Genomic DNA, 15,111 nt, shown 5'->3' on the forward strand with positions numbered 1-15,111 from the left:
TCCTTACTCGATCGTCTCAATGACGCGGTTATGGTTCGTGTAGATGCACATGTCGCCGGCGATTTCCAGCGATTTCTCCACGATGTCGCGCGGCGACAGCTCGGTGTTGTCGGCAAGCGCCTTCGCGGCCGCCTGCGCATACGCACCGCCCGAACCGATCGCGCAGATGCCGCCTTCGGGATCGAGCACGTCGCCGTTGCCCGTGATGACGAGCGTGGTGGTCGCGTCCGCGGTGATCAGCATCGCTTCCAGACGACGCAGCATGCGGTCGGTGCGCCAGTCTTTCGCGAGCTCCACGGCCGCGCGCGTCAGATTGCCCTGATGCTTTTCGAGCTTCGCCTCGAAGCGGTCGAGCAGCGAGAAGGCATCCGCCGTGCCGCCAGCGAAGCCGACCAGCACCTTGCCGTTATAGATGCGCCGGACCTTCTTCGCGCCGCCTTTCATGACGATGTTGCCGAGCGTCACCTGGCCGTCACCGCCGAGCGCCACCTTGTTGCCGCGGCGCACGGAAACGATCGTCGTGCCGTGAAATTGCTCCATATGCGTTCCTCTTTGCAAAACGGGTAGGACGCGGCAGCGCTGCGCGCTACCGCATGAATCCAGTCAGCGGACGGCGCGCCGGCTGGCGCGCTCGTGAGCGCATGTCCGATCTATTTTAGGGCGGGCGCGGTCATATCAAGATCCGCCGGAAGGCCTAGGGAGAAAAACTGAAAATCCGCTCAGGAAGCCTGAGAAATGAGGCGGAAAGGCGTGGTGGGACAGGAGGGATGGCGGAGCTCGCGCGGATGTCGCGCAAAAAGAAAAGGCGCACGGTTCACCGTGCGCCTCTCGACGAAGCAGCGTTTTCAGGGCGCCAGGCCGGAGCCGCGCCTCAGCTCATCAGTCGCCGAACAGCTTCTGGCGCAATTCGCGGCGCTCTTGTGCTTCGAGCGACAGCGTGGCCGTGGGCCGTGCGAGCAGACGCGGAATGCCGATCGGCTCGCCGGTTTCTTCGCACCAGCCGTAGTCGCCCGCCTCGATGCGCGCGATCGATTGCTGCACCTTCTTCAGCAGCTTGCGTTCGCGGTCGCGCGTGCGCAGTTCGAGCGCATGCTCTTCCTCGATCGTGGCGCGATCGGCCGGGTCCGGCACGATGACCGTTTCACGCAGGTTCTCGGTCGTCTGGCCGGCATTGCGGAGAATGTCCGCCTGCAACTGTTCGAGCCTGTTCTTGAAGAAGGCGAGCTGATCCTCATTCATGTAATCCTTGTCGCTCATCTTCAGGATTTCGGCTTCGGTCAAGAGTCGTTTCGTCGTCATCTGGCTTACTTCTTCAATGTGAGGCAAAACTCATAGTGCCCGCACTTTCGTATTGCCCGCAAACGCGTCGCGCGGACGCGCAGCGCAGGGGTGGTCACGAACGTTGGGCTGTCGTGACGCCGAAGCGCCTGGCGCCCACACACCGGGCGTTGCTAGCTACGCCACTGCGGGGCCGAACTCCTCTGGAAACCGATTCACACATGCTCCTGAGGCATCGCTCGCCGACCAGCGCGTGCCCTTTCAGGCCGTGCCCGCCGGCGTTTTCGGCGTGTCTCCGGACAAGATTTTCCGGCGCCGTTTCAGGCCCGTCGCGGGATACGCGCGACCGGGCAATTCGTTGTCATTCTCCAGTGGGCACGTATTGTAACTGAATCACAATCCGGCACCGCAACTGCCGAATTCTGCCTGCGGTGCAGCGATATCCCGAAAATATAACGCGCACAAAGCCAAAAAGCGATGGTCGTGCACGCTTTAATGCGGCAGGGTTTTCACGTGTTTTTCATATAGCCGGCAATCGCGCGGTTTTGGTGCCACGGCATCGCAGTTTCTGCAGAGGATTCACGCCCGCGCAGTCGACCTCGGGTGTCTCGGCGCAATAGCAGTAGCACGACGCATGCCGCGCTACGCGCGGCATGTCGTGGGACTTCTACGGGGCTTGCTTGTGTGACTGCGCTGCGCCCGCTCAGGCGAGGCAGGCGTCGAGACCGTCGGTGATCAGGTCGCGCGGCAGTTCGATGCCGATGAACACCATCTTGTTGGTCTTCTTCTCGGCCGGTTGCCATTTCGCGGCGAGGTCGCTGCCCATCATTTGATGCACGCCCTGGAACACGACCTTGCGATCGACGCCCTTCATGTACAGCACGCCCTTGTAGCGCAGCAGGTGCTCGCCGTAGATCTGCAGAATGCCGCCGAGGAAGTCTTCGAGCTTGTTCGGATCGAACGGACGATCGCTGCGGTACACGAACGACTTGATCTTGTCGTCGTGATGCGCATGGTGGTGATGCCCATGATCGTGGCCTTCGTGATCGCAGTGGCCATGGTCGTGATCGCAATTCGCGTGATCATGATCATGGTCGCCATGCGTGTGGCCGTGTTCGTCGTGCGCATGCGCGTGGCTGTGCGCGTGTTCGTCTTCGGCGAGGAAGTCCGGGTCGATTTCGAGCTTCGAGTTCAGGTTGAAGCCGCGCAGATCGAAAATTTCCTTGATGTCCGCTTCGCCGAAATTGACGACCCTGATCGCCGCCTTCGGGTTCATGTGCAGCAGACGGTGGCGCAGATCGCCCAGTTGCCGCTCATCGACGAGATCGGCCTTGGTGATGAACAGGCGGTCGGCGAAACCGACCTGGCGCTGCACCACTTCATGCTCGTCGAGCTGACGGTCCGCGTGCTTTGCATCGACCAGCGTGATGATCGCGTCGAGCAGGAAGTCGCTCGCAATCTGATCGTCCATGAAGAAGGTTTGCGCGACCGGGCCCGGATTCGCGAGGCCGGTGGTTTCGATCACGACACGGTCGAAGTCCACTTCGCCCGCCTGCTTCTTCGCGGCCAGATCGTTGAGCACGCGCGACAGGTCGCCGCGAATCGTGCAGCAGATGCAGCCATTGCTCATCTGGATGATCTGCTCGGTCGTGTCCTGCACGAGGATCTCGTTGTCGATGTTCTCTTCGCCGAACTCGTTCTCGATGACGGCGATCTTCATGCCGTGCTTTTCGTTCAGGATGCGCTTGAGCAGGGTGGTTTTACCGCTGCCGAGGAAGCCGGTCAGGATGGTGACTGGAATCATGTGGGTCGCCTGTAAGTCGTGAAACGGTGCGTGATCGAACGCTAGCGCAAGGCTAGCCAGAAGCGTGAGGCCGGCCGCCGCAGCCAGATGGCGCGGCCCTGTCCAGCCGGTTATTGAAACATATTTGCCTGGCGGGCGCAGGGCGGCGGCCTTGCGGCCGGCCGATGGCGGGCTGCGCGGAGGGTGGCCGCTGCCTCCGCCGGCACGCGCAATTGCCCACGAAATATGGGCGATCAGGCGATTTGCAACAGCAGCCCCTTCAGATACTCCCCCTCGGGGAACGCCGTGAGCAGCGGATGATCGACGCCCGCGCCCAGCCGCTTCAGGATGCGAGCGTCGACGCGGGCATCGGCAGCAGCGCCGGACACGATCTTCTGGAACAGTTCGGGATCGATCGCGCCCGAGCACGAGTAGGTGAACAGCAGTCCGCCCGGACGCAGCAGCTTCAGGCCCGTCAGATTGATGTCCTTGTACGCGCGCGACGCGCGATCCACGTGCTCGCGCGATGGCGCGAACTTCGGCGGATCGAGCACGATCAGGTCGAAGCGCTCGCCTTCGTCGTAGAGGCGCCGCAGTGTCTTGAACGCGTCGGCGTCGAGCCAGCTCGCGCGATCGGCGTCGAAGCCGTTGGCCGCGACGTTCTGCTGCGCGAGCGCGAGCGCTTCACCCGATGAATCGACCGAAACCACGCGCTTCGCGCCACCCTTGAGCGCCGCGAGCGAAAAGCCGCCGGTGTAGCAGAAGCAGTTCAGCACGTCGCGATCTTTCGCGAACTGCTGCACGAGCAGGCGGTTATCGCGCTGGTCGACATAGAAGCCGGTCTTGTGGCCGTTGCGCACGTCGACGTGATAGCGCACGCCGTTTTCGCTCGCGATCAGCTGCTCCGAAGGCGGCTCGCCCGCGAGCACGCCGGTGATCTGTTCGAGCCCTTCCTTCTGACGTATCGACACGTCCGAGCGCTCGTAGACGTTCGGGCAGCCGGTCGCGCCGATCAGCGCCGCGACGATCGCGTCCTTCCACGCCTCGACGCCGGCCGCCATGAACTGACAGACGATCTGGCTGCGCTGACCCGCGTCCTCGGCGACGTAGTAATCGACGATCAGGCCCGGCAGACCGTCCGCCTCGCCGAATATCAGTCGTACGGCGCCGGTGTCGCGCACCATCGCCTGACGATGCGCGAACGCGCGCTGCACGCGGCGCTTGAAGAACGCGTGATCGATCGGCTCGGCTTCGTCGAAGCTCCACACCCGTGCGCGGATCTGCGAGTGCGGGCTGTAGGCGGCGCGCGCGAGAAAGCGGCCATCGTGCGCGCGCACGAGCACGGTCGCGCCGGGCGCGGGGCGGCCGTCGACATGTTCGATCGCATTGGCATAGACCCACGGATGGCGGCGCAGCAGCGATTTTTCTTTCGACGGTTTGAGCGTAACGGTATTCATCAGGTGTCGGTGAGGTACTAGCGATGGGGCGGCGCGTGGTGGCGCGCGGCGGCAGTCGCGTGATCAGTTGCGTTTCTTCGCGCGAGGATGCGCGCTGTCGTAGACGTGGGCGAGGTGCTGGAAATCGAGGCCCGTATACACCTGGGTCGCGGTGATGCTCGCGTGTCCTAGCAGCTCCTGCACGGCGCGCAGATCGCCGCTCGACTGCAGCACGTGCGTCGCGAACGAATGACGCAGCACGTGCGGATGCACGTTGGCAGGAATGCCGGCCACGAGCGCCGCGCGCTTTACGCGCTCGCGCACGACGTTCGGCGACAGCCGGTTGCCGCGCGCCGACAGGAAGAGCGGATGCGGATCGTGGCGGACCATCCGTTCGCGCACCGCGAGCCATGCGTTCAGCGCCGCGATGGCCTTGCTGCCCACCGGCACGACGCGGCGCCGGTTGCCTTTGCCGAGTACTTCGACTTCGGCGGAATCGAGCTTCAGCCAGCCGGCCGAGCGATAGCCGTCGACGTCGGCGAAACACACGTCGAGGCCGACCAGTTCGGCGAGGCGCAGGCCCGACGAGTAGAACAGTTCGAGCATTGCGTGATCGCGCAGGCCTTCGGGGGACTCGGCGGGCGGGTTGTCCATCAGGCGTGCGGTGTCGTCGACGGAAAGCGCCTTCGGCAGCATTTTTGCCTGCTTCGGCGCGCGCACCGCGGCGACCGGATTGGCCGGCAGCTCGACATGGCCCGCGAGCCAGCGATAAAACGCGCGCCACGCCGACAGCCGATGGCCGATCGAGCGCGCGGTGAGGCCGCCCGCATGCGCGCGCGCGACGGCGCCGCGGATGTCGACGGCGGTGAGGCTTTCCAGCGGTCGGCCTTTGGCGAGTTGCTTCAGTTCCGCGAGCTCATGCGTATAACCGCGCAGCGTATGCTCCGACAGCCGCCGCTCGTGCTCGAGATGCGACAGGTAGGCGGCGATCGGGTCGGCGGCGGTCACGGTGGGCGGTGATGTTGTATGGCGCGGCTCAGCGCGGCAGCAGCCGGCTCAGCGCGGCACTCGCGAGCGCGCCGATCTGCGTGAGGAAATCGGTGGCCATGCCTTCGTGGAAGCGGCGCGGGTCGGATGAGCCCATCACGAGCAGGCCGAACGTCGGCGCGTCTTCGGCGCCTTCGGGGTCGCGCAGCGAGAGCAGCGCGATCGATTCGGTGGTCTGCGCCGTTTCGCTCGATGCGGCGTTGGGGTCGTCGGTCGCGCTCATTGCCACGTTCGTCGCCGGGGTGGCCGCTCCGTTGGCAGCGCTCGCCGCTTGCGGGAGCCATTGCGCGGCCTCGAAGCCGGTGTTCGCGCCGCAGTACGGCGTGCTCAGGCTGCCCGCGAAAATCCGCACCTCCTCGCTGACGTGGCGCGCGAAGTCGGCTTGCGCATACGGCTCGGCGACGTCCCACACGCGCAGTGCCGCTTGCGGCACGTCGAAGATATCGCGCAGGCCGCCGGCGATCGTGCGCGGCAGCGCGTACGGATCGCGCTCGGCCATCACCCGGATGGTCCAGCGGTTGAACTTCGCCGCGATGCTGTCGTTCTCGTGACCGTAGCGCAGCAGTTCGGCCAGACGCCGCTCGAGATGCTTGTTCTTGTCGCGCAGCATTTCCATCTGCCGCTCCTGCAGCGACACCGCGGCTTTGCCGTGCGGGTTCGCGAGCCGGATGGTCGCGAGCGTTTCCGCGTGTTCGACGAAGAATTCGGGATTGGCGAGCAGGTATTCGGCGACTTCGCGATCGTTCATGGTTTCGGCTAGAGGACTACGGGAGGGCCGCCTCACGGCGGCGCGTCGGTCAATGAGTTAGACGGAGGGCGCCACGGCGGCCGGGCTGGACGGGTTGTGCTGCGGCGAGTCCGGCGACGCGCTCGCCGCCTCTTCTGCCAACTCGATCTCCCCTTCGAAGACGGTGGCCGCGGGGCCGGCCATCAGCAGCGGCGCGCCTGGTTGCGCAATGTCCCACGTGATCGTCAGATCGCCGCCGTGCGTGTGCACGAGCACCGGCGAATCCAGCAGCCCGCGCCGGATACCGGCCGCGACCGCCGCGCACGCGCCGGTGCCGCACGCGAGCGTTTCGCCCGCGCCGCGTTCGTAGACGCGCAGCCTGATCTCGTTGCGGTTGACGATCTGCATGAAGCCCGCATTGACCCGCTGCGGGAAGCGCGTGTGCCGCTCGATAGCCGGACCTTCGACCAGCACCGGGAACGCCTCGGCATCGTCGACGACCTGCACCGCGTGCGGATTGCCCATCGACACCACCGACATCCAGCGCGTCGTGCCGTTCACGTCGAGCGGCCAGAGCGTGTCCGCGCCTTCGCGGCGGCCTTGCAGGCCTTTGGTCGCGAACGGCACGAGTTCGGGATCGAACACGGGCGTGCCCATGTCGACGATCACCTCGCCGTTGTCCTGCATCGTCAGCGTGATCGTGCCGTTCTGGACTTGCACGCGCACACTGCGCTGGTCAGTGAGACCGCGCTCGCGCACGAACTTGACGAAGCAGCGCGCGCCGTTGCCGCAATGTTCGACCTCGCCGCCGTCGCAATTGAAGATGCGATATCTGAAATCGACGCCTTCGACGGTCGGCTTTTCGACCAGCAGCAACTGGTCGGCACCGACGCCGAAATGGCGATTCGCGAGCGCGCGAACCTGTGCCGTGGTCAGTTCAAGCGGTTGGGTATAGCCGTCGAGTACGACGAAGTCGTTACCCGCGCCGTGCATTTTGGTGAATTTGAGCTTCACGTTTTTCGTGTATCCGTTGCTGCGTAGGGCTTCGCGCGTGCGGGCGGAGCCGAAAATCCGGGCCTTGCCGGCCGTCGGGTGAATCACCCTTTCGAGCCGGGTTGGGCCAATAGCAGATGATACACGTTGGCCCATCGGAAACGGTATGGCGGGCAAGGGCCGAGATGCCGCCTCACGTGCACTGATCGACGTGCTCCGACTGCTGGGAGCCCGGTGCCAGCGCCATCTTCAATATACCCCCGGCACTCCCGGCGGCCGCGTCTTGAACCGCTTGTGCACCCAGTAATATTGCTCGGGCATCAGCGGAATCTGCTCTTCGAGAAATTCGTTCATGCGTCGCGCATCGGCGTCATCATCGCCGGTCGGATAGTTGTCCCAAGGTTTGAAGACCTTGAGCCGGTAGCCCTTGTAGTTCGGCAGCACTTCGCCGATGAACGGCACGACCTGCGCGTGCCCGACCTTCGCGAGACGGCCGACCGCGGTCAGCGTGCAGGTCGGCACGCCGAAGAACGGCACGAACGTCGAATTGCGCGCGCCGTAGTCCATGTCCGCGCCGAGCATCACCGGTTTGCGTTCGCGCAGCCAGCGCAGTACGACGCGCGCGCTGTCCGCGCGGCTCGCCATGTCGGCGCCGAAACGCGCACGCGCCGCTTTCGCGACTCCCTCGAGCTCCTGATTCGACATCGGCTGATACAGCGAGCCGCACCGGCGCTTCAGTGAGTAGTTCAGAAAAATCGAACCCGCCTCGATGCCGACAAAATGAAAGCCTAGAAAGAGCGTCGGCGGCAGGTTCGGGTCGGTCAGGTCGATCGCGCTGTCGAGTTGGATCAGCTTTTCGAGCTTCTTCGCCGAGCCGAACCACTGCACGCTGCGCTCGAGATAGCTGCGGATCGCATGACGGAAGTGCTTCTGCGCGACGTCCTCGCGGTGCTCGTCGCTCCAGTCGGGGAAGCACAGCTTCAGATTCGTATGAACGATGCGCTTGCGACGGCTCGGGATTTGATAGAGCAGCCAGCCGAGCCCATCGCCGAGACGGGCGACGAATCCATACGGCAACAACGCAAAGAGTTTAAGCAGCCCGACCGCGAGCTTCGCGCCGTAGCGGCTCAGCATGCAGCCTCCGGGCGCGCGGCGCTGATGGGGGCGGAATTTTGGTGGGCGGAAAAATTGGCGTGATACCGCACTCGTGGACACTCTGTGACATTCAAAGGAAGTCGCTATAATAAGGGCTTCGCCGAGTTAATAGACAACTTGCGGGGCGAAGCCGGCGGGTGCGGTCCATGGATTCCATGGGTAGCGTCCATCGGTAAGGTAATCCGCTAAAGCGTCGCCGCTTCAGACTCCCGAAGTCGGCTACGTGGAACGCAACCGTAACCACTAACAGGAGTCTGCAACGTGGCAAACGACTATTTCTTCACTTCCGAATCCGTCTCCGAAGGCCATCCCGACAAAGTCGCGGACCAGATCTCGGACGCGATCCTTGACGCCATCCTCGCTCAGGACAAGTACTCGCGTGTCGCGGCCGAAACGCTGTGCAACACGGGTCTCGTCGTGCTGGCCGGTGAAATCACCACCACCGCGAACGTCGACTACATCCAGATAGCGCGCAACACGATCAAGCGCATCGGCTACGACAACACCGACTACGGCATCGACTACCGCGGCTGCGCGGTGCTCGTCGCCTACGACAAGCAGTCGCCGGACATCGCCCAAGGCGTGGACCGCGCGCACGACAATAACCTCGATCAAGGCGCAGGCGACCAGGGCCTGATGTTCGGTTACGCGTGCGAAGAAACGCCGGAACTGATGCCGCTGCCGATCCACCTGTCGCACCGCCTCGTCGAGCGTCAGGCGAATCTGCGCCGCGACGGCCGTCTGCCCTGGCTGCGTCCGGACGCGAAGTCGCAGGTCACCGTGCGCTACGTCGACGGCAAGCCGCATTCGATCGACACCGTCGTGCTGTCCACCCAGCATGCGCCGGACATCGAGCTCGACACGCTGCGCGAAGCGGTGATCGAAGAAGTGATCAAGCCGACGCTTCCGGCCGAGCTGATCAAGGGTGACATCAAGTACCTCGTGAACCCGACCGGTCGCTTCGTGATCGGCGGTCCGCAAGGCGATTGCGGTCTGACGGGCCGCAAGATCATCGTCGACACGTACGGCGGCGCGGCACCGCACGGCGGCGGCGCGTTCTCGGGCAAGGACCCGTCGAAGGTCGACCGCTCGGCAGCATACGCCGGCCGTTACGTCGCGAAGAACATCGTGGCCGCGGGCCTCGCGTCGCGCTGCCTGATCCAGGTGTCGTACGCGATCGGCGTCGCTCAGCCGACCTCGGTGATGGTCAACACGTTCGGCACCGGCCGCGTGTCGGATGCGACCATCACGGAACTCGTGCGTCAGCATTTCGACCTGCGTCCCAAGGGCATCATCCAGATGCTCGACCTGCTACGCCCGGTCTACGAGAAGAGCGCGGCGTATGGCCACTTCGGCCGCGAAGAGCCGGAATTCACGTGGGAAGCCACCGACAAGGCGCTTGCACTCGCCGAAGCGGCAGGCACCGAGCCGGTCGCGGCGATCGCGTAACTAGCGCGGGTCGATCATTACCTGAAAGCAAAAAACCCCGCCGGCGTGAGCCGGGCGGGGTTTTTTCTTTGTCCGTCGATGGCGCGGCGATGTCAGCAGATCAGCGGTCTAGCCACTCAACGCGCAACTGCAACTCACCGGTCCAGCAATCTCACCGGCTCGCAAACGCAAACGCGAACCACCCGCTGCTGCTCGTCGACAGCCGACGCGGTCGGCGGCTCGCAGGCGTGCGCACCTCCGGCGCGCGTTTCGCGACCGCGAGGTGCAACGGTGTCGGCTTGCGCAGCAACGTACGCAGCGACAGGCGGCGCGTGCCGCTCTGCTGGCGCAGCGCCGAGAAGAACGTATGGAACCAGGTGCGAAAGCCGTCGACGGCCTTCGCGTCGCGCCACTGCTCGCCGAGCGCACGGGTGCGCGCGGCATGGTGGCGCAGCGCTCGCATCATATGACGGCGCGCGGGACGCGCCGCTTTCAGCGCGGCGCGGGTAAGACGGGTGCTCAAAAGAGTATGCATGGCTTCACATTTAGGCAATGAACCGCACGTCGGCGCGTGCATCGGATGTGCACGGACAAACAGCACCATATGTGCCAATGACGGGGTTGCGATGAACGGCCTGAAAGCCGGAAATCCGGTGCGCGTCGTGTCGCGGGAGATCGCGACGCGAAACAAGGCGCGCAGCGCTGCGAAGGTACAACGCGGAGAATCCGACGGCACGAGCCTTGACGGGCTGCGCACAATAGAAAACTGCGTAAGCGGCGATCGACATGCGAGCAGGCTACACGGGAATCGTGACGTCAGAAAGTCGGGTTAGTACCCTGCGAGGTCGAATCTCCTCTGGATCGAATCGTCGCCGACACCAATCTGGTCTCACTTTTGACGGGCGATTTACGTGCATAGTTGCCCTGCGAATGTGCGATGCGGATGCACTCCACGCCTGAAACCGGTGCATCGGCGCGCCGCGAAACAACGCACCCCGATCGCGCCCGTTTTACAATCGGACATCAGTTAGTCGACAGTAACGGAACGCCATGTCACTCCATTCGAAGAAAGAGCAGATTCAAACGTTGCGGGAGCAGGGTTTTGTCGTCGTGCCAGGACTCGTGTCGCCCGAACGTTGCGACGAGCTGAAGCGGATCGCACAGCGGCAGCTGCAGGAAGCGGCGGCGCCGATCGAATTCGAAGCGGATCTGAAGTATCCGGGCGCGCCGTCATCGAAGGATGCGCCGGGCGGACACACGGTGCGGCGCCTGCTCGACGCGTACGGTCGTCACCCGGCGTTCGCGCAATGGGCGACCGCGCCCGAAATCCGTGGCTGGATGGAACTGTATTTTGGGGAGGAGCCGCGACTGTCGCGCGCGCATCACAACTGCATGATGACCAAGCACCCCGCGTACGGCAGCCTGACCGGCTGGCATCGCGACGTGCGCTACTGGTCGTTCGAGCGCGACGACCTGGTGTCGGTGTGGCTCGCGGTCGGCCCGGAAACGATCGATAACGGCGCGCTGTGGTTCGTGCCGCAATCGCACGGCGCCGCCTTCACGTCGGATCGTTTCGACGAAGCGAAATTTTTCCGCACGGATATCGCCGAGAACGAGGCGGCGATCCGCACCGCGGTGTCGCCCGAGTTGAAGACCGGCGACGTGGTGTTCTTCCACTGCAACACGCTGCACTCGGCCGGCAAGAATCTCAGCGATCAGGTGAAGTTCTCGCTGGTCTTCACCTATCACGGCGTAAGCAACGTGCCGCTGCCCGGCACGCGCTCGGCCGCGAAGCCCGAGATCGCGTTCTAGCTATTTTCGTCGCGGGGCTCGCGCGGACGCTCAGCGCTTGCGCCCCGACATCGCGATTCCCGTCAGCCCGGCAAGCGTCGCCACCACGCCCGCGACGATCAGCACGATCGCCTTGTTGCTCGGGGAACCGGTAAAGAAGCGCGACACGTCGCTGCTCACCGAATTGAACGCCTGCCCGCCGAAATACAGCAGCACGATACCGCCGACAATCAGCGCGATCGAAATCGCTTTGGCCATCTGCACCTCCCATCAACTTGAACCGGCCAGAGTGTAGGTGAGCCGCGCGTGCTCGTCCATCCCGCATACTGGTGCCTGCAAGCGCCGCGTCGATTGGCTAACATAGCGGTCTAGCCGCACCACGGCGACATCACAACAATAAATTCCCCGAGCAGCACGCCTCCCGCAACGCGCGAATCCTCACGCCCGGAATTCTCGGGCGATCTCATCGACAAGGACACTAGCAATGGCTTACGAAGCAGCTTCAGAACGCTATTCGGACATGCAATACCGCGTCTGCGGCAAGTCGGGTCTCAAACTGCCGGCGTTGTCGCTCGGCCTGTGGCACAACTTCGGCGACACCACGCCGATCTCGACGCAGCGTGACATCCTGCGCACGGCCTTCGACCTCGGCATCACGCACTTCGATCTGGCGAACAACTATGGCCCGCCGTACGGCAGCGCGGAAACCAACTTCGGCCGCCTTTTCAAGGACGATTTCAAACCGTATCGCGACGAGCTGCTGATTTCGTCGAAGGCCGGTTGGGATATGTGGCCGGGTCCGTACGGCCAGGGCGGCGGCTCGCGCAAGTACGTGCTCGCGAGTCTCGATCAGAGCCTGAAGCGCATGGGCCTCGAATACGTCGACATCTTCTATTCGCATCGCTTCGACGCGCACACGCCGCTCGAAGAAACCGCGGGCGCATTGGCGAGCGCGGTGCAGCAGGGCAAGGCGCTCTACATCGGCATCTCGTCGTACTCGTCGGCGAAGACGCGCGAAATGACGAAGCTGCTCGCCGAATACAAGGTGCCGCTGCTGATCCATCAGCCGTCGTACAACATGCTGAACCGCTGGATCGAACACGACCTGCTCGATACGCTCGACGAAGTCGGCGCGGGCGCGATCGCGTTCACGCCGCTCGCGCAAGGGCTGTTGACCGGCAAGTACCTGAACGGCGTGCCGGCCGATGCGCGCGTCAACAAGCCGGGCGGCGGTTCGCTGAAAGACGAGCATCTGAGCCCGCAGAACATCGAGCACGTGAGGAAGCTCAACGACATCGCGCAGCGCCGTGGTCAGAGCCTCGCGCAGATGGCGCTTGCGTGGGCGTTGCGCGATCAGCGCGTGACGTCGGTACTGATCGGCGCGAGCCGCGCGGAGCAGGTCCGCGAGAACGTCGGCGCGCTGAAGAACCTCGCATTCTCGGCCGACGAGCTCGCCGAGATCGATCGCTATGCGACCGAAGGCGGGATCAACCTGTGGGAAAAGCCATCGACGGACCAGGCGATCTGATCGCGTGAGGAGCCGTCCGCGCAACTGGCAGACGGAACGAAGGGCAAAACGAAGCCGCACGCTCAGCGTGCGGCTTTTTCGTTGATACTTCGCCGCGCCGCTACACGAGCGCCGGCAGACCCTCGACCAGCGCCACCGCGCACATCACACCGATCAGCGCGCCCAGCACACGCAGCGCGTTGTGTCGCAACTCGGTTTTGCAGGGCAGCGCGCCGACGAATAGCGCACCCGCCAACGCCATCGGAATGACCAGGATGAAATCGCCGATCGTGAAGTACGTCATCTTCGTCTCCTCCCATGCAGGATGGATGCTATGTCGTTCCGGCAGAGGCTGCGGCTTTGAAATCATGCAGTACCAGTGCACGAATCGAGTATAGGAGACGGATGGAGCGGCGCGGCGGCGCGAGCTTGCGCGCCGTCGCTTATTCGCAAGCCGCTGAACCTCGGCGCGACGGGCGCGCGGCGATTGGCGCGGCGCAACAAAACACGGCGGAAAATGTCGAGCGTTCGCTTGCGAAAGCCTTTCGTTTTGCGCCGATCCATGCGGGGTGAATGATCGCCTGCGGCTATGCGCGGGCGCGCAGGTGCGTCGCCGCGATCAAGCCGATCACGAGCAGCGCACCGACCAGTCCGACGACCCCGTTCCAGCCATGACCGGCCCACACGTGGCCCCCATACGAGCCGACCAGGCTCGAGCCGATGTAGTATGCGAGCAGATATAGCGCAGCGGCCTGGCCTTTCGCATCTTTCGCCAGACGCCCGACCCAGCCGCTCGCGACCGAATGCCCGGCAAAGAACCCGAACGTCACGCATGCGATGCCGGTCGCGACCGCCGCGAGCGGATGCAGCATCGTCAGCGCGAGGCCGAACACCATCAGCAGCAGGCTCCCGATCAGCACGCGCGCGCGGCCGAACGTATCGGCCATGCGCCCGGACCACGGCGACGCGACCACACCGACCAGATAGACGATGAAGATCGCGCCGATCTCCGTCTGATTCAGCCGATACGGCGGCGCGAGCAGCCGGTAGCCGATGTAGTTGTACAGCGTGACGAAGCTGCCCATCAGCACGAAGCCGAGCAGGAACAGCAGAGGCAAGCCCGGTCGCGTGAACTGCCGCAACAGCAGCGTGCGGTGATGCGCGAAGCCGAGGCCGCGGCGCGGCACGAAATGGCGCGATGGCGGCAGCAGCGCGCGGAACGCGAGCATCGACAGCAGGCCGAGCACGCCGATCGTGCCGATTGCGACGCGCCATGAAAACAGATCGGCGACCACGCCGGTGATCACCCGTCCGGCCATGCCGCCGATCGCCGTGCCGCCGACGTACAAACCCATCGCGAGGCCGAGACCGTCGGGATGCACTTCCTCGGCGAGATAGGCCATCGCGACGGCCGGCACGCCGCCGAGCGCAAGCCCTTCGAGCGTGCGCAGCACGAGCAGCTGATTCCAGTGCGGCGCGACCGACACGCCAATCGTCAGCACCGACGACACCGTCAGCGACAGCGTCATCAGCTTGTGCCGGCTCCAACCCTCGGAGACGAAACCGGCGACGAAAATCGCCAGCGCGAGCGCCGCGGTGGATAGCGACAGCGACAGACTGCTTTGCGCCGGCGTCACGTCGAACGCTTCGGAGAACGACGGTAGCAGCGGCTGCACGCAGTAAAGCAGCGAGAACGTCGCGTAGCCGGCGAACAGCAGCGCGAGGCTGGCGCGCCAGTACGCGGGCGAGCCGCGTTCCAGATAGGGGATATCCGACACGGTGGTGGTGCGGGTGGAAGGAGCCGAAGCTGCGGCGGGGGAGGGAACGGCAGAAGCAGTCCGCTGGGATTGCGGCGGCAGGTTCACAACTGAACTCCTTGGGTCACACGGAAACGCGCAAAAGATGTTAAGGATACGCTGAAAACTCGTTTCGAGCCGGCGGCGCGGGCAACGCGGCGTTCCGCGCC

16 protein-coding genes are annotated in these 15,111 nt (G+C 64.4%); 4 read left to right on the top strand and 12 right to left on the bottom strand.

Annotation, left to right across the window (positions count from 1 at the left end; all coding sequences use genetic code 11):
* Positions 1–3 precede the first annotated feature (3 nt).
* The 8 genes from hslV to AB3X89_RS10685 form a co-directional block, all read right to left on the bottom strand.
* Positions 4–540: an ATP-dependent protease subunit HslV gene (gene hslV / locus AB3X89_RS10650; protein ID WP_013088078.1), complete on the bottom strand. Its 537-nt coding sequence runs from the start codon at positions 538–540 to the stop codon at positions 4–6.
* 339 nt (positions 541–879) lie between these two features.
* Positions 880–1,299, bottom strand: coding sequence for an RNA polymerase-binding protein DksA (gene dksA / locus AB3X89_RS10655; RefSeq protein ID WP_008923580.1), 420 nt, complete (start codon positions 1,297–1,299; stop codon positions 880–882).
* Positions 1,300–1,981: 682 nt separating this feature from the next.
* On the bottom strand, positions 1,982–3,082 hold the full coding sequence (locus AB3X89_RS10660) for a GTP-binding protein (protein ID WP_368583236.1): 1,101 nt from the start codon (positions 3,080–3,082) through the stop codon (positions 1,982–1,984).
* A 233-nt stretch (positions 3,083–3,315) separates the two neighbouring features.
* On the bottom strand, positions 3,316–4,518 hold the full coding sequence (locus AB3X89_RS10665; protein ID WP_368583237.1) for a class I SAM-dependent rRNA methyltransferase: 1,203 nt from the start codon (positions 4,516–4,518) through the stop codon (positions 3,316–3,318).
* Between the two features lie 63 nt (positions 4,519–4,581).
* Positions 4,582–5,505, bottom strand: coding sequence for a tyrosine recombinase XerC (gene xerC, locus AB3X89_RS10670; RefSeq protein WP_368583238.1), 924 nt, complete (start codon positions 5,503–5,505; stop codon positions 4,582–4,584).
* A gap of 28 nt (positions 5,506–5,533) precedes the next feature.
* Complete coding sequence (locus AB3X89_RS10675) at positions 5,534–6,292, bottom strand: DUF484 family protein (RefSeq protein ID WP_368583239.1); 759 nt, start codon at positions 6,290–6,292, stop codon at positions 5,534–5,536.
* 57 nt (positions 6,293–6,349) lie between these two features.
* Positions 6,350–7,285 carry a diaminopimelate epimerase gene (gene dapF, locus AB3X89_RS10680; RefSeq protein WP_368583240.1) on the bottom strand — a complete coding sequence of 312 codons (936 nt, stop codon included), beginning with the start codon at positions 7,283–7,285 and terminating at the stop codon, positions 6,350–6,352.
* Positions 7,286–7,513: 228 nt separating this feature from the next.
* Positions 7,514–8,398: a lipid A biosynthesis lauroyl acyltransferase gene (locus AB3X89_RS10685; protein WP_368583241.1), complete on the bottom strand. Its 885-nt coding sequence runs from the start codon at positions 8,396–8,398 to the stop codon at positions 7,514–7,516.
* Between the two features lie 282 nt (positions 8,399–8,680).
* On the opposite strand from AB3X89_RS10685, the gene metK reads away from it, so the two are divergent.
* The gene (metK, locus tag AB3X89_RS10690) at positions 8,681–9,868 is read left to right on the top strand and encodes a methionine adenosyltransferase (protein ID WP_368583242.1); all 1,188 of its coding nucleotides are present in this window, start codon (positions 8,681–8,683) and stop codon (positions 9,866–9,868) included.
* A gap of 151 nt (positions 9,869–10,019) precedes the next feature.
* On the opposite strand, the gene AB3X89_RS10695 is transcribed toward metK, so the two are convergent.
* Positions 10,020–10,382, bottom strand: coding sequence for a hypothetical protein (locus AB3X89_RS10695; protein WP_368583243.1), 363 nt, complete (start codon positions 10,380–10,382; stop codon positions 10,020–10,022).
* Positions 10,383–10,897: 515 nt separating this feature from the next.
* Between AB3X89_RS10695 and AB3X89_RS10700 the strand changes: the two genes are divergently transcribed.
* A complete protein-coding gene (locus tag AB3X89_RS10700) occupies positions 10,898–11,659 on the top strand; it encodes a phytanoyl-CoA dioxygenase family protein (protein WP_368583244.1) in 762 nt (253 codons plus the stop codon).
* A 30-nt stretch (positions 11,660–11,689) separates the two neighbouring features.
* Here AB3X89_RS10700 and AB3X89_RS10705 read toward each other — a convergent pair whose 3' ends face one another.
* Positions 11,690–11,896 carry a DUF3185 family protein gene (locus tag AB3X89_RS10705; protein ID WP_152851698.1) on the bottom strand — a complete coding sequence of 69 codons (207 nt, stop codon included), beginning with the start codon at positions 11,894–11,896 and terminating at the stop codon, positions 11,690–11,692.
* 226 nt (positions 11,897–12,122) lie between these two features.
* On the opposite strand from AB3X89_RS10705, the gene mgrA reads away from it, so the two are divergent.
* Positions 12,123–13,166, top strand: a complete 1,044-nt coding sequence (gene mgrA, locus AB3X89_RS10710) for an L-glyceraldehyde 3-phosphate reductase (protein WP_018436920.1) — start codon at positions 12,123–12,125, stop codon at positions 13,164–13,166.
* A gap of 100 nt (positions 13,167–13,266) precedes the next feature.
* Here the strand turns inward: mgrA and AB3X89_RS10715 are convergent, their stop codons facing one another.
* On the bottom strand, positions 13,267–13,449 hold the full coding sequence (locus AB3X89_RS10715) for a hypothetical protein (RefSeq protein WP_008923386.1): 183 nt from the start codon (positions 13,447–13,449) through the stop codon (positions 13,267–13,269).
* Between the two features lie 101 nt (positions 13,450–13,550).
* Here AB3X89_RS10715 and AB3X89_RS10720 point away from each other — a divergent pair, with 101 nt between their 5' ends.
* Positions 13,551–13,718, top strand: coding sequence for a hypothetical protein (locus AB3X89_RS10720; protein WP_368583245.1), 168 nt, complete (start codon positions 13,551–13,553; stop codon positions 13,716–13,718).
* 14 nt (positions 13,719–13,732) lie between these two features.
* Here the strand turns inward: AB3X89_RS10720 and AB3X89_RS10725 are convergent, their stop codons facing one another.
* Entirely contained in the window at positions 13,733–14,923 is a 1,191-nt protein-coding gene (locus tag AB3X89_RS10725; RefSeq protein WP_368583246.1) for an MFS transporter, read from the bottom strand.
* Positions 14,924–15,111 lie beyond the last annotated feature (188 nt).

The organism is Paraburkholderia sp. BR14320, from assembly GCF_040948665.1.
Taxonomy (GTDB): domain Bacteria; phylum Pseudomonadota; class Gammaproteobacteria; order Burkholderiales; family Burkholderiaceae; genus Paraburkholderia; species Paraburkholderia youngii.